14 protein-coding genes are annotated in these 22729 nt (G+C 60.0%); 3 read left to right on the top strand and 11 right to left on the bottom strand.

The window, feature by feature from the left end; translation table 11 throughout:
- Nucleotides 1-193: 193 nt before the first annotated feature.
- From SAB01S_RS18985 to SAB01S_RS14140, 7 genes are all read right to left on the bottom strand, one after another.
- Complete coding sequence (locus SAB01S_RS18985) at nt 194-943, bottom strand: CatB-related O-acetyltransferase (RefSeq protein ID WP_281179054.1); 750 nt, start codon at nt 941-943, stop codon at nt 194-196.
- Nucleotides 944-948: 5 nt separating this feature from the next.
- Nucleotides 949-1836, bottom strand: a complete 888-nt coding sequence (locus SAB01S_RS18170; RefSeq protein ID WP_083951357.1) for a sulfotransferase domain-containing protein — start codon at nt 1834-1836, stop codon at nt 949-951.
- Nucleotides 1837-1905: 69 nt separating this feature from the next.
- Nucleotides 1906-5208, bottom strand: coding sequence for a glycosyltransferase (locus SAB01S_RS14160; RefSeq protein WP_062733732.1), 3303 nt, complete (start codon nt 5206-5208; stop codon nt 1906-1908).
- Nucleotides 5209-5639: 431 nt separating this feature from the next.
- A complete protein-coding gene (locus SAB01S_RS14155) occupies nt 5640-7925 on the bottom strand; it encodes an asparagine synthase-related protein (RefSeq protein WP_062733730.1) in 2286 nt (761 codons plus the stop codon).
- Nucleotides 7926-7975: 50 nt separating this feature from the next.
- Nucleotides 7976-12253 (bottom strand): glycoside hydrolase family 99-like domain-containing protein, encoded by a 4278-nt coding sequence (locus SAB01S_RS14150; RefSeq protein ID WP_062733728.1) that lies wholly within the window; start codon nt 12251-12253, stop codon nt 7976-7978.
- A gap of 58 nt (nt 12254-12311) precedes the next feature.
- Nucleotides 12312-12926 (bottom strand): hypothetical protein, encoded by a 615-nt coding sequence (locus SAB01S_RS14145; RefSeq protein ID WP_062733727.1) that lies wholly within the window; start codon nt 12924-12926, stop codon nt 12312-12314.
- Nucleotides 12927-13070: 144 nt separating this feature from the next.
- Nucleotides 13071-16181 (bottom strand): hypothetical protein, encoded by a 3111-nt coding sequence (locus SAB01S_RS14140; protein ID WP_157078356.1) that lies wholly within the window; start codon nt 16179-16181, stop codon nt 13071-13073.
- A gap of 334 nt (nt 16182-16515) precedes the next feature.
- On the opposite strand from SAB01S_RS14140, the gene rfbA reads away from it, so the two are divergent.
- Genes rfbA through rfbD form a run of 3 tightly spaced genes read left to right on the top strand, consistent with a single transcriptional unit; the run spans nt 16516 to nt 18796 of the window.
- Nucleotides 16516-17400, top strand: coding sequence for a glucose-1-phosphate thymidylyltransferase RfbA (rfbA, locus tag SAB01S_RS14135; protein WP_021226325.1), 885 nt, complete (start codon nt 16516-16518; stop codon nt 17398-17400).
- Nucleotides 17397-17942, top strand: a complete 546-nt coding sequence (rfbC, locus tag SAB01S_RS14130; protein ID WP_009822218.1) for a dTDP-4-dehydrorhamnose 3,5-epimerase — start codon at nt 17397-17399, stop codon at nt 17940-17942. Before rfbA ends, rfbC begins: the two co-directional genes overlap by 4 nt.
- A complete protein-coding gene (gene rfbD / locus SAB01S_RS14125; RefSeq protein ID WP_062733723.1) occupies nt 17939-18796 on the top strand; it encodes a dTDP-4-dehydrorhamnose reductase in 858 nt (285 codons plus the stop codon). Before rfbC ends, rfbD begins: the two co-directional genes overlap by 4 nt.
- On the opposite strand, the gene SAB01S_RS14120 is transcribed toward rfbD, so the two are convergent.
- The 4 genes from SAB01S_RS14120 to SAB01S_RS14105 are packed head-to-tail and all read right to left on the bottom strand — an operon-like array spanning nt 18780 to nt 22454.
- Nucleotides 18780-19991, bottom strand: a complete 1212-nt coding sequence (locus SAB01S_RS14120) for a glycosyltransferase family 4 protein (protein WP_062733722.1) — start codon at nt 19989-19991, stop codon at nt 18780-18782. The two genes, rfbD and SAB01S_RS14120, sit on opposite strands and share 17 nt — an antisense overlap.
- Nucleotides 19988-20644, bottom strand: coding sequence for an ABC transporter ATP-binding protein (locus SAB01S_RS14115; protein ID WP_009822221.1), 657 nt, complete (start codon nt 20642-20644; stop codon nt 19988-19990). The genes SAB01S_RS14120 and SAB01S_RS14115 overlap by 4 nt, the downstream gene beginning before the upstream one ends.
- The gene (locus tag SAB01S_RS14110; RefSeq protein WP_062733720.1) at nt 20641-21450 is read right to left on the bottom strand and encodes an ABC transporter permease; all 810 of its coding nucleotides are present in this window, start codon (nt 21448-21450) and stop codon (nt 20641-20643) included. The genes SAB01S_RS14115 and SAB01S_RS14110 overlap by 4 nt, the downstream gene beginning before the upstream one ends.
- Nucleotides 21450-22454 (bottom strand): KpsE/RkpR family capsule polysaccharide export protein, encoded by a 1005-nt coding sequence (locus SAB01S_RS14105; protein ID WP_245646492.1) that lies wholly within the window; start codon nt 22452-22454, stop codon nt 21450-21452. The genes SAB01S_RS14110 and SAB01S_RS14105 overlap by 1 nt, the downstream gene beginning before the upstream one ends.
- Nucleotides 22455-22729 lie beyond the last annotated feature (275 nt).

Raw genomic sequence — 22729 nt, 5'->3', positions numbered from 1 at the left:
TGAACATGCCCCCACAGACAAAAATCCGCCATCTGACTGTTGAGCAACAGATCGAAACGTGCCGCGACATCATTGAGGAATGCGGCAGGAGCAATGACAGATTGGCGCGCCTGGTGGCCAGACTTGCAGAAATGGTCGCCGGCAATCTGGAAGGCCACTATGCCCATTTCCAGTAGAGACGCGTGGGATCAGTCTAGCTTCGGAGAACCTTGAATTTCTCCGGCTTATATTCTTCGAGCCCGTCGTCGATCAGCCGCTCCAAGCCGTCCAGTGCGTGCGAAGGATTGGAAAAATCAATGCTGCGAATTTGCCAAGGCGCAAACCGCCACCATTTGAGCCGCAACAGTCGCTCGATAAGCGGTTCGTCAAAACGATATTTCAGAACCTGCGCCGGTGAACCGACTGCAATTGCGTACGGAGGAATGTCTCTCGTCACCACGCTGCGCGCGCCAATGACGGCGCCATCGCCGATCGTGACGCCATTCTTGATATACACCCCATGTGCGATCCAGCAGTCATTGCCGATCCGTGTAGGTTGAGGCCTTCCCAGAACAGCATTTTTTACATGGGCCTGACGATCCGCATCATAGGCTTCCTTGAATTCAAAGCCCTCCCGAAGATCAAAAATACCGCCCTGATACTGAAATGGATGAGTGCTCAGCCAGTCAATCGGATGATTGCCCTGACCGATGTGCAAGCCATTGGAGAGAGAGCTGTAACGGCCAATATGCGTGTGATACAAAAACCCGCCGCTCACATAGGAAAATGCTCCCATCGAAAAATCGTGGAAGACGCGCGTTTCGGCAATCCGGGCGGGCGGTTCCAAGTCCCCCCAAAAGCGGGCAATATCCTTTGCCGCAAGATTGTGATTTATGCCGAAGTTTCTCAACAGTTCAACGATTTGACTGTCTTTGCTTTTCGCTTGCACCAGCACACCCCCCACAAAATTCAATAGTCAGCCAAGGTCGGGCTGGTGCCCCAAATATCCACCGTGTCCGGATAAAGAGCATGCATACGAAGAATTTCACCTGCATAAACTCTATTAAGGAACTCAATATCCTCCGGTTCCACCACTGGTGGTTCAATCTCAAGCATTTTCTTGTATCGCCCATCGGAGGCTTTCAGTCGACGAACCTGCTCGATGCCGTCTTGGAATGCTAATACGCCACCGTCATATGTGATGCGAAAGTTGGCGTTACTGTCTTCCTTGGATTTTTTCGACGTATCGTGAACAGCAAGGTCGGCGTCCAGTCCGAGCCAGCCGAAAATCTGACTGTCAAAATACGGTTTGTCTTTGCCGTATTGCTCTAAAAAAAACACCCTGACTTGGTCTTGAGAAAAGACACTTCGATAATTCTCAATATGATCCGAATAGAAACCTATATCAACGATACCAAATTTCTTCGGAAGATTTCGGATACGATCACTTGTCTTCAATCTTCCCATGCGAAATTGATGGAAGAAAGCAGAAATTGCGCGCAGCGAAGGATGGCGCAAGATCACAAGTATCTTTGTTTCTATACCTAAAAAGGATTTTATCGATTCTGGAATTGGCGGTTTAACTGGACGGGGCAATTGGACAAACCGGTTGTCGTCGCGTTCCGTCCACAAATATCCGGGTGTCGCGTCTAATCTATACGCATAGTTTCCTGAATTGGCATAGCGACGCAGATAGGAGTCTATCTCCATATACCATTGGTTTTTGGAGAAGAAATTTAGCTCTTTTTCGGGCGGCATGAAGATATGGGGGTGCGCTGCCAATCGGGTTGCCAGCGTCGTTGTTCCTGCTTTCTGCGCTCCAGCTATGATCAGGTTCGGGCGGACATCTAAACCCATTAAATTCCGTTCTTTCAAATTGATCTGCTCGTCGTGACTAGGGAACGAGCTACGCCCGCCTATCCCCTATCACCCCTTCGCCTCGATCCGCGCCCGCCAGCAGGCGATGCCTTCGGTCTCCAGTTCTGGACGATCAATCATATATTCCGCAACCATAAATCCGTCGCGGGTATAAAAATCGACATCGTCGCCGGGGAAGGCCTCGCCCCAGCGGGCGGTGTAGCTGTAGCGGTTGTGGATGATGAAGCGGCCCCTGCCCTTGGTCCGGCCTTCATGATGGATGACGGTGGAACCGGCGGCATACTCAAAGACATGGCGGCCATGGCCCAGGCGATAGCACAGGTCGATATCTTCCTGCCCGTTGATGAAGATCGGGTCGAACCCGCCGACCGCGGCGAAATCCACAGCGCGCATCGCGAAACAGGCCCCCGTGATCGCGCGGAAACGGCGATTGTCCGCGACCAGCGGTGAATTGGCGTCCTCATCGACATAGATGGGGTAGCCGAGCGGCGTCTTGCCCGAAAAGACCACGCCGACACACTGCACCTTGCCATCGGGGTAGAGCAGCTTGGGCTGGCTGCCCATGACTTGCGAGTCGGCGAGCGGCGCCAGCAGCGGCTCCAGCCAGCCGGGCTGCACTTCGGTGTCGTTGTTGAGGAAGATGATGCGCCCGCCCTGCGACGCGGCAAAGCCGACATTGTTGCCGAGCGAGAAGTTCAGATTGTCGAAATTGTGGATGACGCTGATGCGCCCGTCCCGCTCCGCCCACTGATCGAGCAGTCCCGACGTTTCCTCATCGCTGCCGTTGTTGACCATGATGATCTCGACCTTGGCGCGGCCGCACTGGCGCACCAGCGCATTGAGGCATTTGTTGGTCAGCGAATATTGATTGTAGACGCACACGATGATCGACACGAGGTCGGGATCGCGCTGCGGCGCGTTGCTGCGCAGGCTGTGCCAGTCGATCATCGTCTGGTTGAGCGACAGGAAGCGGCGCTCAGGCCCGACGCGATGGACGCTGGCGTCCACAGGCTCGCCCACCGGCGCGTCGCGCCAGGCCGGACGGGTGGCGACGGCATCCTCCTCATAGGCCCTGGCGGCGAGCGCGCGCAGCTGCTTCATCTTGCCCGATCCGAACGCCGCCTTCACCTTGCGCGCATAATCGGGATGGCGTTGATGGACGATCTCCATCGCCGTCTTGATAAGGCCGTCCTTTTCCGCGCCGAAGCTGGCGGTGCGCTGGTGGAAGACATAGGCGTGGGGCGAAATGAAATTCTTCCACCCGGCCTTGATCGTCCGCATGCAAAAGTCGTTTTCCTCGCCATAGCCGCGCGGAAAAGCCTCTTCATCGAACAGGCCGATATGATCCATCAGGTCGCGGCGGATATACATGCAGAAACCGTTGCCGGTCGGCACGTCGATGGGATCGGACTCCTGTGTGAAGCTGATGATCCGGTGCGCCCATTCGTCATGCGAAAGGCCTTCGGGCCGGGGATTGACGATATTGGGCGTGGGAAAGGAAAAGCTGCCCGAATTGTCCCCCATGGCGGTGACGGTGCCGGCCTTGGGCGTGCCCAGCGCCACCTTGCGCATGCCCTCGATCCAGCCGTCATGGACGATGGTGTCGCTGTTGAGCAGCAATATGTCGTCATCCCCGGCCCAGGCGATGCCGCGATTGATGGTGCGGGTATAACCCATATTCTGCGGGTTCACGAGCAGGTTGAAACCGGGGTTGAGCGCGAAACGCTCCAGCAGGGGCTGCACCCGCTCGTCGCTGCTGCCATCGTTGATCATCAGCACCCGGTGGCGGGTCAGGTCGGTGCGGGTCAGCACCGATTGCAGGCAACGCTCGACCGCTTCGGGCGCGTTATAGACGGGCACGATGATGGTCAGGCGGCGGGTTTCGTCGATGCGCAGCGGAACCGGCTCGTGCAACATGACGGAAAGCGCATGGCGCAGATTGTTGCGCAGCACGACGGGCGCGAACTGGCGCAGGATCTTTTCGCGGCCAGCCTCCCCCATGGTGGCGATGCGATCAGGGTCCTGGCACAGCGTTGCCACCCGCGCGACGACGGCGTCGATATCCTTGTGGTCCACCAGGAACCCGGTCTGGTTGTCGTCGATCAGTTCGGGCACCGCGCCCCAGCGATAGGCAATGACCGGCCGGCGCGCGGCCTGCGCTTCGGCGACGGTGCGGCCGAAGGATTCGGCGAAATGCGACAGGGCGAGCACCACGTTAAGCTGCGCCATCGCCTCGGCCGGCGTGTCGGCATAGCCGGCAAACTCCAGATTGCCTGGCAGGCCGGCGGCCTTGAGCTCGGCGACATAGTCGTTTTCGGGGCCGATGACGCGGAAGAAGGCGTTGGGCGCCACAGCTTCCGCGCGGCGCGCGACCTCGACGAAATCGGCGATCCCCTTTTTGGGGATGTTCGAGCTGACGATGCCGAAGACGATCCGGTCCTGCACGACATTAGCCATGTCGAGCGCGTCGACCTTCGCGACATTGGGCGCGTGAAAGCTGCGCTTGCTGCGTTCAAACAGCTTTTGCGTGGCGGCGGAATTGGCGATCACATAGTCGGTCTGATGCAGGATGCGGTCGATAATGCCCTTCGCATCCATGCCCATGCGGTTGCACAGATGTTCGTCATGGTCGATCAGCTCGCGGGCATGGATCGCCGTCACTCGCCCGGCCCTGCGCGCGGCGATCAGCGGATCGACCAGCACGATCGTATTGCAATAGACCAGGCTGATATTGCACTGTTCGATGATGTGCGTGAAATCCTCGATCGAGGTTTCGTCCGGCCCGCGATTCTTGGTCCATTGGCCATAGGGAAAGGCGAACAGGCCGCAGGATCTGGACCGCAGCAATTCGATATAGTCGGGATTGCCTTCCTTGGGCACGGCGACATAGATGTTGAGGCGCAACTGACCAAGCGCATCGAGCATGTCGATGAAGCTGCGTTCGCCGCCGAACATATGCGCGTTGACCTCATGCGCGCACAGCAGGACCGATGGCGCGTCGGCGATGACAGCGACATCGCCCTGCTTCCAGGACGCCGGATCAAGCGCGCGACGCCGGGGGCCGAGCCGGCGATTTTCGCGATGCCCGTTCTTCACATAATGGAGCAGCGGGTTCATGCCCGCCGCGCCCACATCCGGGTTCATTTCCAGATAGCCGCTGGTGCTGAACTCGCTCGACGGATCGCGCCGCAGCAGCGACCCCAGCCACAGATAATGCGCCGCGGCATCCACGCCCAATATCTGGACGTCGGGATAGGTGCGCAGATACCAATCCTCATTGAACAAGGGAGACTGCTTGATCAGCGCCACATGCTCAGCCGGAGCGGCTTCCGCCGGGATCAATTTATGCACTTTGCCCTCGCATTACACAGCAATCAAATTGCGGCAAACTTGGGCCTATGCCCTAAGCTGCACCCCGAGGCCGGCCGCGTGCGGCAATAAAATATGTTACCATCTCGATTGTGTGCTCGCAGTCGCAGCAAAGCAAGGGCTAACAGCAAATTAACCTTATTTTATCGGTCCAATCGAAGGTTTTCGGGCTTCGTCGAAGCTATCTAGCGACCGTCTTGTGATGGCAAACCTATTGAAAATGGTGCAGTCGCAACAAGATAGTCAGTGCCTACGCCGATAGTAGGAGACGACCGAAAAAGTAGCGCCCCAACACCCAATCAATTCGCCTATGTGACCGCCGCAATGCGTATGAAACGAATCACATGCCCAAGGGGTCATGACAGCCTCCCAGCCAAAGCATGGATCTGCCGTCGGGAAGCTTTTAAGCCGGGTCAATATGAATGGGCGACCATATGCTCGCGGGAGAAGCCGGCCCCCTGGTCAAAAAAGACTTCCAGCCTTCCCCCGTCCTGAGGCATTAAAGCCACGATATCGCAGCTTTTAATTCCAGACATATTATCTATATTGTTGAAATATATTTGCGGATCGTCACCTGTCGAAGTGATCTTAACTTCTTTGCCTGACGCTGAGACGATCTTTAATTGTGAATTACATCTATATTGCGATGCATGCAGCTCAGCCACACGGCCATCTGAGTAGTTCAGGATCATTTTTTGAATGGTGATATCACAAGGTCTTTCGGCGGGATCTACACGAAAATTACGCAGATTCACTCGAGGAAAGGGAATGTGAAAATCACGCTTCAGCTGCTTGGATGTATCAATATTAACTGAAGCCTGTTCGCGTCGATGCGACAGTTCGACAATATTTGTTATCATCACCCCCGACGGCAGTCTGGAATTTTCAATTTTATCCGGCGCCCTGCTTTGGTCATTGGCGGACAAAATCAATATTTCGCAAATGTTAGCGATTGTACGTACAATCGGAGTATTTTTGATCAATGCGGGGTTATCGAGAAACTCCGTAAAGCGTTTGACGTCGATGACGCTCTCCAAGCCGGAAAACTTATTTGCCTCCAGATAATCTTTGATAAATCGTCCACCACTCTTCGCCAAGGTAACTTGCCAAGGCGCAGAAGGATGTTGAGGCACTGGCAACTTCAGTTCGACCCCGGGCAGCTTCACGTTCAGGGCGCGATCCTGATAGTGGTCTGGCCATTGTTTATTTAGATAAGGAATTTCCAACAAATCCGGCCGCAACGTCATCATGGCTTCAAAGATGAATTTCCGACCACGTCGATCGGCAAGTGACTGCTTCAGCCCGGTGCGTGACGCATATTTAGACGCCAAGGGCGCAAGCCGATAAATGGTTCCCACATTCGCAGCCATCGCCCCGCCCCACCACGGGAGTCGAAAGTCGAAATAATAGAGTTCCGGCAGGTCGTTCAGCTCGGCGCCCTGCGCCAAGGCCGCCTCCATCCATTCGTCATCCATCGACTGATCATAGTCTACCGCTTCCCGCAGCAGGATACTCATGGGATCATAAACCTGTTGTGGTTCGCGCATGAATTTCCGCGCCACGTCGCGGGACGTGACATCAATCTCCGCGCTGCTTGCCCGCACACGTTTGAAATAGGCATCGAAGTAGCCGACAAGATCGAGGCGCGTCTGCGTTGCCGTGGCCGCCCCTCCGTCCCAAGCACCAGGCGCCCCTTCATAGCGGAAGGCGTGCCGCCGCAAATCCGTCCAGATCGCATCCACCGGGCGTTCTGTCGCTACCTTGGGCGGTGTGTGGATATTTGTGACATGTTTGACGCCTGCTTTCTCGGCGACAATTGCGGCAGCAGCGATATCCGGGTTGTCCGGAAAGCCATATGTGAAGGCTTCAATTCGGTCAGCGATGCGACTCTGCGTTGCGGCTGCCAGCACCAACCTGGAATCCTCACCGCCCGTTAGCGAAATTCGAATTGGCTGGCCGTCCAATCCGGGGAAGTAATCGAGCGAATCAAAATTGTGGATAATCTCCGATATGGACCGGATATAGTCGCCCCGCCCCGGCTCTCCCCGCGCGGTGAAAATCGGTGTACCAGATCGCCGGATATTCAAATCCGAACCTTGTGACCATTGTATCGCAAAGCCAGGCCGCACCATCCGGACGCCCTTCAGGAACGAGCGCTCCGTGAACTTATTGCCCTTTGCAACAAGGTCCGCAATCTGCTGCCAATCGGTTTCCAGCCTGCCCGACCTCGTCAACAGAGGGTTCAGGAACATTTGCCGGTTGGAGGCAGCAAAATAATCTTCGTTGTTCAGGTAATAAATCGGTCGCAGACCGGTGAAGTCCGATAGCACATTGATCGTGCCGCCATTTTCTTCATAGTTTACGGCGCAAAATTCGCCATCAAGATAATCATTTGCTTCAAAAATGCTACGCTTTTCAAATACGTCACGAAACAAATCCAGCGTATTTTCTCCGCGTGATTTGAGGAAGCAAAAGCCTTCATAGGCCATGAACCGCTCGCCGAACTGACCGCTCTTTTCTCCCAAGCCTAGGAAATCGTGACTTTCCGTAGAGGCAAAATATACGTCATCCGCCAGCGACAATATTTTTCGACGATGCGGCTCGTAAAGAACAAGATGATCGAGCCCCTTGATCAACCGATCGAAAAGTGCCTCTTTCGCAGATTTGCTCTTTGCCTTGACGATCAGGAAATGATGCATGTCGGTCCTCGAATTTCTGCTGTCCTAGCACCGCGTGGGGTGCTGGCCCATCATTTCGTCACGCGGGCGGTCGCCTGGCGGAGGGCAGTCATGTCCGGCCCGGAAAAGGCGGCCTTCACCAGGCGGGCATAGTCGGGATAGCGTTTCATCACGACGTCGACGCCTTCCTTGACCAGCTTGTCCTTCTCGCCCTTGAAGCTGGCGGTGCGGATATGGAAGACGAAGGCCCAGGGCGAAATGAGATTGACCCAGCCCGCCTTCATCGCCCGCATGCAGAAGTCGTTTTCCTCACCATAGCCGCGCGGGAAACCATCTTCGTCAAAGGTGCCGCATGCGTCCATCATCGCACGACGGATATACATGCAGAAGCCCGAACCGGTCGGCACTTCGGGTGCCGGGCAGTCGACCGCGGCCTGCACCATCATCAGCGCATATTCCTCATGCGTCAGATGATCGGGCTTGTCGCATTTCTGGTTGTGACGCGGGAAGGAGAAGGCGCCGGCATTATCGCCCATGGCCGTCACCGTGCCGACATTGGCGCGGCTATAGGCGGTGGCGCGTAGCCCCTCCAGCCAGCGCGGCGTGACGACCGTGTCGCTGTTGAGCAGCACGACGTCCCGCCCGGCGGCCTGACCGATGCCAAGGTTGATCGTCTTTGTATATCCCAGATTGCGGGGCGAACGCATGATGGTGAGGCCCGGCGTCCCGGCAAAACTGTCGAGCACCGGTCCAACCGCCGGATCCGGGCTGCCATCGTCGATGACGAGCAGTTGGTTGTCCTTCAAATTGGTGTGCTTGATGACGGAGGCGATGCAGGCCCGCACTTCCTCCGGCGCGTTGTAGACAGGGATGACGATGGTGCAGGGCAAGGCCGCGCCGATGGTCTGGGCGGCAGGCTCCATCGGGCTGGCCGAACCGACATCGGCGTCGGGGGTCATCGGCCGGCCCGTGATCCGGCCATAGGCCTGGCCGACATGATCGCGCAGACGCTGCTGCGAGAAATTCTGGCGGATGAAGGTAGCGCCCTTTTCCCCCATCGCGCCGATCTTGGCGTCATTTTCGCACAGGTCGACCACCGCATCGACCACCGCGCCGACATTCTTGAACGGCACCAGATAGCCGGTTTCGCCATGCTGGACGAGTTCAGGCAGCGCCCCCCAGCGATAGGCGATGACGGGTCGATTGGCCGCCATGGCTTCGGCGACGGTGCGGCCGAAGGATTCAGCGAAGGTCGACAGATTCAGAAGGACATTGAGTTCCGACATGGCGGATCGCGCGCTGTCCTTGTAACCGGCGAAGATCAGATTATCCGGGCGCTCGCCCTTCGCAACCTCGTCCATCCATGCGTCGATCTGCGGCGTGCGCGGGCCGATGATGACGAATTTGGCCCGGCTGGTGCGGGCGGCCGACAGGCGGGCGACCTCGACGAAATCGGCGATCCCCTTCTTGGGGATGTTCGAACTGACGATGCCGAACTTGATCGTGTTGCCGAACAGGTTGCGCATCTCGAAATCCTCGACCGTGACCGCATTGGGCACATAGAGGGTCCGGTCGTCCCGCGCGAACAGCTCGCAGGTGGCGCGGGAATTGCCGATCAGCCAGTCGGTGCGGTCCAGCACCGTGCTGATAATCTCCCCGGTGGTGAGCGCCATGCGTTCCTGAAGGCCATTGTCGAGCGAGAGGAGCTCGCGGACATGGCTGAGCGCCGTGCGCCCCATGCGCCGTGCCGCCGCGATCGGCTCCAGCAGGACGATGGTGTTGGCATGGACGATGTCGACGGCATGGCGCGCGATGATGTCGGCGAAGTCGAGCATCAGCCAGGCATAATTGTCGCGATTGTCCATCCACTGCGGATAGCGGAAGGCGTAGGCGCCCGCGCACAGCTTCTGGATCGCCTCGATATAGGCGCGATTATTGTCGCTGGGCAGCGTCATGATGACATTGACCGGCATCGTCGCCAGCGCTTCGAGCACGTCGAGCAAGCTGCGTTCGCCGCCGAACAGCTGATGACCGGAAATATGGGCGCACAGCAGGATCGTCGGCTTGGTAGGGTCTACCTCCCTGTAACCACGATACCAGACCGGCCCGCGCGGCATGGCGCCGTCCGCCGCCAGCGGGCTGCCCAGATGCGCAAGGCGGCCCTCCTGCTTGGGCGCGGCGGCGATGCCGGCAGGCAGCGTCACCGCCTTCATGCCCGGCGTCGCGTCGACTGCGGAGCGGAATGCGGCAAGGTTGGTCCGGCCCCATCGCTGGTCGGGCTCCAGATAGGTGCCCTCCGCCCATTCATTCCATGCGTTGATGAACATCAGCGTTTCAGGCGCGCCATTATGGCGGCTTTCCTGATCCAATATGCCCTTGATCCAGCGGCGGAACCCCTGCGGCGTTGCGCCATGGAAGACGCGCGCATCGGTCAGGCGGCGGGCCATATTGTCCCAGCCCAGCATCGCGCCGCGATGCACGGGCCATTCATAGCCATCGGCATAGCGTTCGACATCGCCGTCGACGACCGCGCCATAGTCGAAAATCTCGCCACCAAAATCCTTGTGCAGGTCATGCACTTTCGCGCGCAGATCGACCCGCGCGCCTTCATGCGGCGGGAACAGGACATAGCTGTCGATCCCGTGATCCTGCGGCTGCCCCGCCAGCGATTCTAGGCCGAAACGCACCGCGCACAGATGGATTTCGCCAAGCCCGGCCTTGCGGCATTCCTCGCGCCAGATGCGCGCGGTTTCGAGCCAGTTGGGAATGATCGAGATGCGATAGACGAGCAGGACGGGCTTGCCGCAATGCCGGATCCAGCGCGGATCCTTCATCATCGGGATCATTTCGTGAATGAAGGCGATATTGCTTTCGAGCGAATAATCCTGCTGCATCAGGACGTGGCGGTTCTGCCCATCCCAGTTGCGCGACCAGTTTTCGTTCGCCCAGCACACGCAAAAGCCGGTGTCGATACGCGATGACCTGGCGAATTGCTCGATCGGCTGGTTGAGCAGCTTCTTGCCGTTGAACCAGTAATAATAAAAGCAGAAGCCATGAATGCCGAATTCGCTCGCCAGTTCGGCCTGTCTTACCTGCGTTTCTTCGAGGCGCAGGTCATAATAGCCAAGGTCCGCCGGCACGCGGGGCTGATAATGATGACGAAACAGCGGCCTGCCGCGCACGACATTCTGCCATTCGGTAAAACCCTTGCCCCACCATTTGTCATTTTCGGGAATGGGGTGGAACTGCGGCAGATAGAAAGCCACGGCCTTGAGGGGACGATCAGGCGTAGAGGGCTGCGCCGGGGACCGGGCAGCGGTGCGAACATCCATGCCGCCTTCGCGTGCCACAGCGGACAAAAGTCCCAGCACCGTATCGCGGCCGGGGAATTTCGTATAGTCGCCAGCGCCGGCCAGTTCCGCAGGCCGCACCGCCACAGCAAGAGGCCGACCAAGCAGAGGCTTGAGCCAGACTGCCGGGCCATCGACCAGCAGCAACGGGTCTTGACCCAAGGTCAGCCCCAGGCGCGGCAATGCCGTATTGAGGGCATCGACGAGCCTCTTGCGCCCCGCATCCTGGCGGTCGAGCACGGAGGCGCGAACGCCGGCCAGGCCCCATTGCGCGTCGCCGACGAATGCGGATTGAAGCGCGAACGCCTGCTCGATGGCATCGCCCGAACCATCCTGCGGTGATATCCAGAGAATGTCGGCATAGCCGTCCAGCGCGCCCGAACCGGCTACACGCGCAAAGCCGCGCGCATTGCCCGCCTCATCCGGTTCACCCAGCAGGGTCAGCGAGACGATATTATCGGGCAGCGCTCCGGCACCCAGCCGATCCATCGCCCCCATCAGGAACAGGTCGAGCGCTCCAAGGCGGGAAAGCATCTGTCCGATCCTCGCGCCGTCATCCTTGAGCGTGAGGTTAAGGACGACGGCAAGCGGGGCATTGGGTTCCAACCCGCGCAGTCCGAAAGCATCGGTCGCATGGCGGATATCGCCAGCAACGTCGACCGCGCCAGGCACCGGCTGATGCGCTTTTGCGACGGATTCGACCAGTTTCACCGGGGACTTGCGCGCCGGCAACGGCTCGCGTCCTTCCGCCTCGCCATAGCGGATATAATGGAGCAACGGGTCCATGCCCGCCGCCACGACATCAGGATTGACTTCGACATAATGACGCGTGTCGAACCGGGGGCCAGGATCGCGCTGGAGCAAAAGACCGAAGCGCACGAAATGCTGAATGGGGGTGACGTCCACCAGCCGCGCGTCGGGAAAGGTCTTCACATACCAGTCCGCATCGAACAGCCCGGATTGTTCGACTTCGCGCGCAAGATCATCAAAAGTCAGCATTGTCAGCCTTCATGGAAGCAAGCGGCGCCGGACCCGGAGCCTGATATCGGCAGGAGGGTCAGCGGGGCTTTTCCTGGAGGGCGGCGGCGCAACGGCGCAGATCCTCCATCGTGCGATTGACCGAGCGCCCTTCGCGCAGGCCGTGGGTGACGAAATGCTCGGCCGCGTTGACGCCCGCTTCGGACACGTCCGGGTTCTGGTTGAGATACCATGTGGCGTCGAACAGGCTATGCTCGTCCAGCAACGCGCATTTGCGCTGCAAACGCACATTGGCTGGCAAATATTTGGGCGCCGCCTGACGCAACAGGGCGCCGAGCAGGCGCGTGACCAAAAGATGAACCTTGTCCGCCTGCGCCACCAATTCCTGCACGCGCATTTCGCGATCCTGCGCGCGCTTGAGCGCGGACATCAAAGTCGCATTTTCCTTGAATCGCGCGGCCAAAGCGGCCTCATGTTCGCGCACGGCCGCGGCCTGCTGATCCTTGGCGGCGAGCAGTTCGGCCTTCAGCTTCTGAAGGTCGCCGTCGGCCCGCTTGGCCTGAGCCTCCGCGGCCTGTCGCGCCGCCGCTTCATCCGCAAGTTGCGCGCGCAGGAACCGCAATTCGGCAGCGGACCGATCGTCCGCCATTTCAGCGGCGCCGACCGCATTCCCCTGGCTTTCCAAATCCACCACCGCTCCGCTTCCTTTGTTCAAAACTGCCTTCCGCCAAGCTCACTCATACCGGTTCCCGCTTTTGAACCAAGCGCCGCAGAATGATGCTGCGACTATGGCAACAACCCTGATGATGCAAGCCTCGGCCCGGTGCGCCTGATCGCATCAGCGCTTGGTCGACGACTGCACCAATTCGCGCAATGCGGCCATTTTCGCGTTGGGCGAACGACCTTCGGCCAAGCCGTGGCGAATGAAGTGCAAGGCAGGGTCCAGCGGTGACACGGCGACGTCGGGATAAGCCGATACATACCAGTCGGCATCGAAACCGCCATGCTCGACGATCAGGCGGCGCTGCTGCTGCTCGGTCTTCTTCCGCGTCAATTTGGGGAATGGCAAGACCGCCTGGGCCAGCATCGTTTCCAGCGACGATAACAGGCGATGATAGAGGTCAATATTGTTTTGCTGCGTCGTCAAAACGGTGGCGCGAAGTATTTCCCTCTTCCGTGTCATGTCCTGAAGGTCGGCTTCAACGGCCTTCACGGCATCGGCATGGGCCTTGCGCAGCTTGTCCGTTTCAGCAGCTTGCTGCTCGATGTCCCCGCGCAGCCGAGTTACTTCCTCAGAGTGGGTGCCCTCTCGCACCCGTGCTTCCTCGAGCCGCTGCCGATATTCGCGTAGCGCAACATCCCGTTCGGCAAGATTGGCTTCGGTATCACGCTGACGTTGCAGGACAGAGTCCAGTTTCTCGGTCGATGCCCTTTCCCGCTCGGCGAGGGATTGTTCCAGACCGCGCACCTGTTCCTGCGCCTGACGGAGCCGCTCCTGCTCCTCGTCGCGGATGCGCGTCTGTTCGGCCAGGTCCGCCCGAAGCTGCTCGATCGCACCATCCCGTTCGGCGAGATTGGCTTCCGCGTCGCCATGCCGTTGGCGCATTTCAGTCAGCATCTGGCGGGTTTGCGCCAGCTCCAGTTCGCGATGATTGACCGACGTCTGAAGCTGGATGGTTTCCGCCGTGCGCTCGCGCAAATTCTGTTCGAGCGTCGTGATGGATCGGTTCGCCCGTTCCATGGCGGCGCCATGCCGCTCGCGCTCCGCCTCATGGCGGTCGTTTGTGGCGCGCAACTGCGCGTCGCGCTCGCCCAAGAACTGGTTCGCCTCCACCAGGGCCTGACGCGCCTGTGCAAGCTCCATTTCGCGCAACGCAAATTGCTCGGTCAATGTCGCGATTTCACTGAAACGGGCCTTGAGCGCTTCTTCCGCCGCCGCCTTGGCCCGCTCCAGATCGCGCAGCTTTGCCTGGGCCTGGGCCAGAGATTGCTCAAGCTCGGCGCGTGCTTTCGCGTCAGCACCCTGCTGCTCGTGCCAGTCGTTGCGGGCATTGAGCAGAGCCTCGGCCGCCTGCTCGGTTTCCAGCTGGCGCTGGCGCAGAGCGCTCTGCGTCTGCGCCAGTTCATCCTGAAGCCGCGAAAGTTCCTCCTGATGCGTGGCGCGTTCCTGCGCCAGCTGCCCCGATAATTGCTCGGCCCGCTCTTCCCACTGTTTGGCAAGCGCCTCGGTCTGGGCGCCCTTCACCTGATGGTCGGATGATGCCTGTTCCGCCTCCTCCAGCTTGCGCAAGGCATCGGACAGCGACTGCGCGCTTTCTTCCTGCCGCGCAGCTGCTGCTCGCTCCGCCTCCTCGGCCCGGCGCTTCGCCTCCTCAATGGCGGCGGCGCTCTCTTCCCGCTGCGTCGCGGCCTGTCGCTCGGCTTCCTCCGCGCGACGTTGCGCGTCTTCTATCGCTGCGGCGCTTTCTTCCGCCTTCTGCCGCGCAGTCGCCGCCTGTTGCTGCGCCTCCTTCACTGCCGCCAGCGCGCCGGACAGGTCCCCTTCCAGCTTGGCCCGCATTTCCCTAAGCGTATCACGCTCCTTCTGCGTCGCCAGGTGCCGCGCTTCCAGCGCCTCCTTGGCGCGCTGGATCGCATCGGCCTGCTCCTGCGCCTTCACCGCGCGCGCCTCGACCTCAGCCTGCGCAGCCTTGAGTTCCTCGACCTGCTTGCGCGATCCGCCAGCCTGCTGCTCCAGCAACCGACCGCGCTCGCGGAGACTATCGCGTTCCTTGCGCGCCTCTGCCAGCTGTTGTTCGGCGCTTGCCCGCCCCGTTTCCAGTGCGGAAAGGCGATCCTGCGTCGTCGACAGGCTACGTTCCAGCTCCGCCTTGCCCGCGCGCAGGACGTCAAGCTCCGCCTGTGCAGTGGCCGCAGCGCCCTCCAGCTCGGCCTGCCGGGCGCCCGCCTTTTCGCGCTCCTGCTGCAACTGCGCGATCTTGGCGTGCCGGTCCTCATTATCCTTGGCGATCGTGCCGAAGGCGTGACTGGCCGCGACAAATTGGCTGCGGACATCGTCCAGCGCCGCGCGCCCCTCCGCGCTCTCACCGTCGTCGGCAAAGGCCATCAGCGTTTCATAGGTGCGAGAAACCCAGTCGGACGCATAGCTGAGCGAACGGAGCACACGGGCATTATCGCGATGATGCCGCATGTCGGCGGAGAGGAACTGCGCGATTTCGCGGCGCGCCTTGACCGAATTGCGCGGCCAGATCAGGCCCAGATCATCCTGCGTCCGCTCGATGAGGCCGGCGGTATCCTCCAGCAGATCGTCAAATGTCGTGAAGATGCGTCGCAGGCCCCGCGTTCCACGCTCACCATCCAGCGTATAGCGCAGCCACAGCAGCACGCCCTTGGACATCAGGAAATTGTTGCGCCGCTCCAGCGATCGCGCGACTTCGACGGGATTGCGCAGCGGATGGATGGCGACCTGATCAATGCCCAGCTCATCGAAGATCGACCGCCAGAAGGGCATCAGGATCGACAGACGCGGGTCCTTGAAAATGAAGAGCGGCGAGTCACCGAACTCGCTGCCCACCAATTCCATCGCGCGGTCGCGAAAGCGCTGCACCGCCGACGATTTGAACCAGTCCGGGTTGAATTCCAGCCATTCGGACCATTCGCCGCCGCCCGATACGAGCATTTCCTCATTAAGGTCCTTGATCGGCTTCGATTCCCAATAGCCGGTCGAATTCCATTGGTCAGCGCCGATCAGGCGCGGCGGCATGTCACCCCCCAGCAGGTTGAGAGCGCGCGACAGGGCGCTCGTACCGGAACGGTGCGATGCGACGATCATGACGGCGGTGCGCTTGACCGATGAAGATGCAGCGGCCGAAGCCTCCGTCTTCTGTGCCTGACCTGATTTCGCCCCGCCAGAAGCCTGCGTTTTTCCCGTCGACACCTTATCGTCCACCCTTGACCGCCCCTCAGACTGAATGGCCGCACCTTCTGACGCCATGGTCGCGCGTGTCAATCATAAACCCCCGCCCTGTCCCGCATTGCAACATTCGCAGCTTCTCGCAGCATTGGGCTATGCTGCTTCCATCACAAGCGAAATGCCACAGCTTTGCGGCACCGCAATGCAGCAAAGCGCAGCCGGTGAGCGACCCATCCCGGCTTGCGCCTCACAGCGGCTTTCTTGTCCTCACTATCCCAAGTCTGCCATCTACTGCTTTTCGCGCCGCAACATCGCCTTGCAATCAATGCCCGCCAACCCTAAACCGCGACGGTCTTTGAGGGAGCTTGATGTGCGCAAGGGAATTATATTGGCCGGCGGATCCGGCACAAGACTCTATCCGCTGACCAAGGGCGTCTCGAAACAATTGATGCCCGTCTATGACAAGCCGATGATCTATTATCCGCTGTCGACCCTGATGCTGTCGGGCATTCGCGACGTCCTGATCATCACTACGCCCCATGATGCCGCGGCCTTCCAGGCACTTCTGGGCGACGGCAGCGAATGGGGCATGTCCCTGTCCTATGCGGTGCAGCCCGAACCCAAGGGACTGGCCCAGGCCTATCATATCGGCGCGGATTTCGTGGGCAGCAATCCCTCCACGCTCGTGCTGGGCGACAACATCTTTTACGGCCACGGCCTGGTCGACCTGTTGCGCAACGCCGGGTCGCGCGACAATGGCGCCACCGTCTTTGGCTATTATGTCAGCGACCCCAAGGCCTATGGCGTCGTGTCGTTCGATGCGCAGGGACGTGCCGAAACCATTGAGGAAAAGCCCGAACAGCCCAAGTCCAACTATGCGGTCACGGGCCTCTATTTCTATGACGGACGCGCGGTCGACATGGCGCGCGATCTGCAACCCTCCCCGCGTGGCGAACTGGAGATCACCGACCTTAATCGCCTCTATCTGGAAGAAGGGTCGCTGTCGGTCGAGATCATGGGGCGCGGCTACGCTTGGCTCGACACCGGTACGCATGGATCGCTGCTCGACGCCGCACTCTATGTGCGCGTGACGGAGGACCGCCAGGGCCTCAAAATCTGCTGTCCCGAGGAAATCGCCTGGCGGCAGGGCTTCATCGACGACGCCCAGCTGGAAAAGGTCGCCGCCCCGCTGCGCAAGAGCGGTTATGGCGACTATCTGATGGGCCTGCTCGGCGGCAAGGGAGCGATCGCGTGAACATCATCGAAACCGCCATTCCCGGCCCCGTTATCATCGAACCGCGCGTGTTCGGCGACGAACGCGGCTTCTTTTACGAAAGCTATAATGCCGGCGCGTTCAAGGCGGCCGGGCTGGACCTGAATTTCGTCCAGGACAATCACAGCAAGTCGGCCAAGGGCGTGCTGCGCGGCCTTCATTTCCAGAATCCCAATCCGCAGGGCAAGCTGGTCCGCGTGACCGCCGGCCGCGTGTGGGACGTCGCCGTCGACATTCGCCGGTCCAGCCCGCATTTCGGCAAATGGGTCGGGGTCGAACTGTCCGCCGCCAACAAGCGGATGTTCTGGGTGCCCGAAGGCTTTGCGCATGGCTTCATCGCCCTGGAGGACGGCACCGAATTTCTCTATAAATGCACCGCGACCTATGATCCGTCTGCCGAACATTCGCTGATGTGGAATGACCCGGCGGTCGGCATCGAATGGCCGCTCGAAGGGCTGGAGCCGCAATTGTCGGGCAAGGACGCGCAGGGCAAGGCGCTGAGCGAGATCGAGGCGTTCGCATGAAGGCGTTGATCACGGGGGCCAAGGGGCAGCTTGGACGGGGTTTGCAGGCGACCGCGCCGGCGGGCGCGACATTGATATGCGTCGATGTCGATGAATTGGACATCACCGACAGCGACGCGGTCAATGCTTTCGTGGCGCGGGAAAAGCCGGACCTGATCCTCAACGCCGCCGCCTATACCGCCGTCGACAAGGCGGAGGCGGACGAAGACGCCGCGATGGCGATCAACGGCACCGCAACTGGGACTCTGGCTGATGCCGCCCGGTCCGTCGGCGCGCGGTTCGTCCATGTGTCGACCGACTTCGTGTTCGACGGGCGCGCGGGCATCCCCTATGCGCCCGACGCACCGACCGCGCCGCTCAGCGCCTATGGCCGCACCAAGCTGGCGGGCGAGCGGCTGGCCGGGCCGGATGCGCTGATCGTACGCACGGCCTGGGTCTATGCGCCGACCGGCGGCAATTTCGTGCGGACCATGCTGCGCCTGATGGCGGAACGGCCCGAAGTGCGGGTGGTCGCCGACCAGATCGGCACGCCGACCTATGCCCCTGGTCTTGCATCCGCGCTCTGGACCATGGCCGGCAACGGCGTGTCGGGCATTCACCATTATACCGACAGCGGCGCGGCCAGCTGGTATGATTTCGCGGTGGCGATCCAGGAAGAAGGATTGGCGACCGGCTTGCTTACCCAGGAAGCGCAGATCGTGCCGATCCCGACCAGCGCCTATCCGACGCCGGCCGTGCGTCCGCATTATTCGGTGCTGGACAAGGCATCGACCTTCGACGCGCTGGGAGGCGCCACACCGCATTGGCGCGCCAATCTGCGTGTCATGATGCAGGCGATCAAGACGAACGGCTGATCGGCGATTCGTGGACCAGCTTCAGCGCGCGAAGCAAGGCCCGCGCGCTGTCGTCCCACCCCGTACCGGCATACGGGTCCGGGTCCGGCGCCTTGAGCAGATCGACCAGTCGATCTGCAAGCGCGGCTGGCGTCTCGTCCTGGAAGAAAGAGAGGCCCGGTCGCTCCAGTTCGCGAAAGACAGGCAGGTCCCGCGCCAACACCTTGCGACCGTGACGCAGCGCCTCGGCGACCGGCAAGCCATAGCCCTCCCCCCGTGAAGGGACGGCAACCAGCGACGCCCGCATATAAAGCTCGGTCAAAAGCTCATCGCTGGCGTTATCGAGCCACAGGAAGCGTGGCTCGCGCTGCGCCAATGCGCGCATATGCGCCTGCAAGGCTTCGGTCCGCCAACCCGGGCGACCGACGACCACGAGATGGGGTGCGGTCGGGTCAGTCCGCCACAGATGCTCCATCGCTGCGATCAGGCTGTCATGGCCCTTGCGCGGTTCGATGGTCCCGACCGCCAGCACCATGTCCTGACCCTGCAATCGGTCCAGCGCCGCGATACCCTTCGCATCGATACCCACGGTCGGGCTGGAATGCTCGATCGCGCCGCTGAGCGGCATGACATGCACCTCGATCCGCTCACGCACCGGCGCGGGCGCAGCTTGCAGCATGTCGTTCAGATCGCGCGCGACTTGCCCGGAAATGCAGATGGCGCGATCGGCATAGCGTATCAGCAGCTTGATCCAGCCGCGAAAATTGCGCCCCGTACTCTCGGGAAACCAGTCCGGTCGTTGCAGCGGCAACAGGTCATAGACGATCAGGTTGATGGACGCCCCCGCCCGGCACCACCGGGCAATCTGTCGCCGGTGCCGGATCAACCTGTGTGCCGCAAGGTCAAGGCCCAGAAACAGGTCGCCCCCGCCCGCCCGCACCAAGGGCGCGGTCCGCGCAGGCAACGAAAATGCCTGAGTGACGGGATCAAAATGCGCAACCGCATAGCCGCGTCGCGCCGTCGCTGCGACGGGTACCAGGACGACATCCGATATGTCCGCCTCGATCAGACGCTGCCAGAGCGCGCGCACCACCCGCTGAATGCCGGTGCCCGCATCATGCTGCGCAATGGTGGAGACATCGACGAAAAGACGGCGTTGCGTCGGCCTAGACGCCCCCGGCTTCAGCCAAGAGCCTAACCATTTCAGCCAATTCATCCGGTAGCGTTGGCCTGATAGAAGGCGAAGGCCTCGTCCATGTCATCAAATTCGGTCAATGTGCTGCGCGCCAGAACGGCGGCGCGGTCGCAACGATCGCGCACGAAATTGTCGTTGTGCGACACGATGATCATCGCGCGGTCCTTCCGCTTGACGAACAGTTCGTTGTAGCATTTTTCCTGAAAACGCTTGTCGCCCACCGCCACGATCTCATCGATCAGGAAGCAATCGAAGTCGACCGCGAGGGAAATGCCAAAACCCAGTCGCGCCCGCATACCGGCGGAATAGGTCTTGATCGGTTCCTTCAGATAACGGCCAAGCTCGGCAAATTCCTCCACCGCCTGTTCGGCCTCTTCCGGATCCTTGTTATAGACACGGCAAATAAACTTGAGATTATCCAGACCCGTCAGCGAATGCTGAAACGCGCCGGAAAAGGCGAGCGGCCAGGATATCGACATGTCGCCGACGATCCGACCACCAGTGGGTTGTTCGATACCGCCTATCAACCGGATGAGAGTAGACTTTCCGGCGCCGTTGCGACCCAGAATGCCGATTTTTTCGCCACGGTTGATTGTGAAGCCCACATCCTTGAAGACCCAATGCCGGCCGGTACGCGTGCGATACGCCTTGCTGATATTTTCCAGACGGATCATGCGGGCACCAGATTGCGGCTTGCGCGGCGGATTTCAACCAGACCGAGCAAGGTGAAGACCAGGTTGACTGTCGCCATATAGCCCAGGTCGTAATGCGCAACAAACTCGGATCCGAAAAATCCGTCGCGCACGCATTCTACGCCATGAACCATTGGCAGCAACAGCACCCAGTCGCGGAACTCGGGCGGAAGCGAGTCCACCAGAAAGGCCGATCCGGACAGAGGGAATAAGAGATATTGCATCGGATGCCAGAATTTATCGACCAGTTCGGATCGGTGCGACAGCGCGCCAACGAACATGCCGAGCGCGCAGCCCCACCAAGCCAGCATCAACCATCCGCCGACGACTTTAAGGGGGTCCTCCGGCAAACTGAGCCAACCAATCGCCGCAAAAATGATCGTCAACACCAGGAAGGATGTCGCGACGCTAACCCCTTCCAGTAACAGGCGCGAAGCGAAGATGTCGAAAATCTTCACATTGCGGTGATACATCAGCGACAAATTAGGCTCGATGGAATCGACCAGCCGCGATGGCATGTTTCGCCAGACCAGCACGCTGGAATAGCCGGTCACCGCAAATGCAGCGATCGTCAGACTGGACCCATGAACGGCCTTCAGCGCGCTCCAGATCAGAGTCACGCCGACCGTGAAGATCATTGGTTCGACGAACAGCCACAAAAAGCCGATATTGTGACGGCCAAAGCGCGTGATGACCTCACGCAGGATGAGCGCATGGATGACCCGACGCTGAATCGCGAAGGAGTGCGCGAAGCTGGTGCGCGGCACCTCCGGACCATTCTCGTCCATCAGTCCTTATGTTCCTTGATACCGCTGACCAGCATCGACAGCACCGCCCAAACGACCATGCCAACGGCGAATACGCCCAGGATCGCGCGCATGCGATGCGGTTCGGTGGGATAATCCGGGATATTGGGTTCGACAATGCGCTCGACATAGGCGCGCTTCCGCCGCGCCTCGTTACGCGCATCCTGCAACGACGTGATCGCCGCCGCCAACACCTTGTCCGCAAGCTGGCTTTCAAGCTGCAGCCGCTGATATTGCGCCGCGGTGGCGGCCAGCGACTTCTGGTTGCCGGCCACTAGACCAACCTGCTGGTCGATTTCGCGGCTCAGTTCGCGCACGCGGGTCTGCAAAATTGGAATTTGCGGATTCTGCGGCGTGAAAGCGCGCAACTGGACCAACTGCGTCTTGGTCGAGATCATCTCGTCCTGCAGCTTGGAAATCATCTGCAACTGGACGGTCGCCTGCTGTTCGGGATCGACCACGCCTTCCTGATTGCGATATTGGGAGAGCGCCAGCGCGGCCTTGCGCGCGACCGCCTTGGCCTCCTCCAACTCCTTCGACGCATAGGCGATCAGGTCGGCGCGAGAGCGCTGGTTCAGATCATTGACCAGCGTTTCGGCCTGGGCGAGCAACCGGCGATTGATTTCATAGGCGTCCTTGGGGGCAAAGGCGCGCACTTTCAGCGTCGTGATCGATGCGCCCGCATCATAGGCGACTTCGATCTTCTTGGTGTAGAAGTTGAACAGCCGATCGCGAGACACGCCAGAGCGCCAGGGGTCGAAACGGTTCAGGACGGAAATGGAATCATTGCCATAGGCCCTGGTCACCAGACCGTCGCGATTGAGTTTCGCAAGGGCGTCCCGCGACAGGATATAGTCGCGCGTGGCATAGCCTTCATTGCTGGAATTGCCGCCGGACTTGATCAGCGCGCCCAGGCTGGAGGGTTCACTCTTTTCCGCATTCTGCACGACGAAATGCGATTCAGAGATATAAAGGTCGGAACTCAAGCCATAATATAAAGCGGCAATCGCCGTAGGAATCAGGACCGAAGCGATAAAGAGAGTCGGTACGCGGCCGACACGATCAGGAATTTTCAGCATTGGCACTCGTCAGCCCATAGTTTGGGCTTGTGTTAGGAGTGGCATCCTTCAAAGTCCAGCATATTGCATCGCGGCACAATAGTGGCACCCTGGACGTCACGACCTGCCCACTGCATGTTTGTAATCGGCAAAGGGCGTGCTAGGGCGGGCGCTCCTTCCTACAGCAGGGGCTGTCTGGCTTT

This window comes from Sphingobium abikonense NBRC 16140, assembly GCF_001598335.1.
In the GTDB taxonomy this organism is placed as follows: Bacteria; Pseudomonadota; Alphaproteobacteria; order Sphingomonadales; family Sphingomonadaceae; genus Sphingobium; species Sphingobium abikonense.
This window is presented reverse-complemented; position numbering and strand designations above follow the sequence as displayed.

Excerpts from the sequence above, each read along its gene's own strand:
- SAB01S_RS18170 (WP_083951357.1), bottom strand. The coding sequence starts at position 1,836 with ATGGGTTTAGATGTCCGCCCGAACCTGATCATAGCTGGAGCGCAGAAA.
- SAB01S_RS14155 (WP_062733730.1), bottom strand. The coding sequence starts at position 7,925 with ATGCATCATTTCCTGATCGTCAAGGCAAAGAGCAAATCTGCGAAAGAG.
- SAB01S_RS14150 (WP_062733728.1), bottom strand. The coding sequence starts at position 12,253 with ATGCTGACTTTTGATGATCTTGCGCGCGAAGTCGAACAATCCGGGCTG.
- rfbD (WP_062733723.1), top strand. The coding sequence starts at position 17,939 with ATGAAGGCGTTGATCACGGGGGCCAAGGGGCAGCTTGGACGGGGTTTG.
- SAB01S_RS14120 (WP_062733722.1), bottom strand. The coding sequence starts at position 19,991 with ATGAATTGGCTGAAATGGTTAGGCTCTTGGCTGAAGCCGGGGGCGTCT.
- SAB01S_RS14115 (WP_009822221.1), bottom strand. The coding sequence starts at position 20,644 with ATGATCCGTCTGGAAAATATCAGCAAGGCGTATCGCACGCGTACCGGC.
- SAB01S_RS14110 (WP_062733720.1), bottom strand. The coding sequence starts at position 21,450 with ATGGACGAGAATGGTCCGGAGGTGCCGCGCACCAGCTTCGCGCACTCC.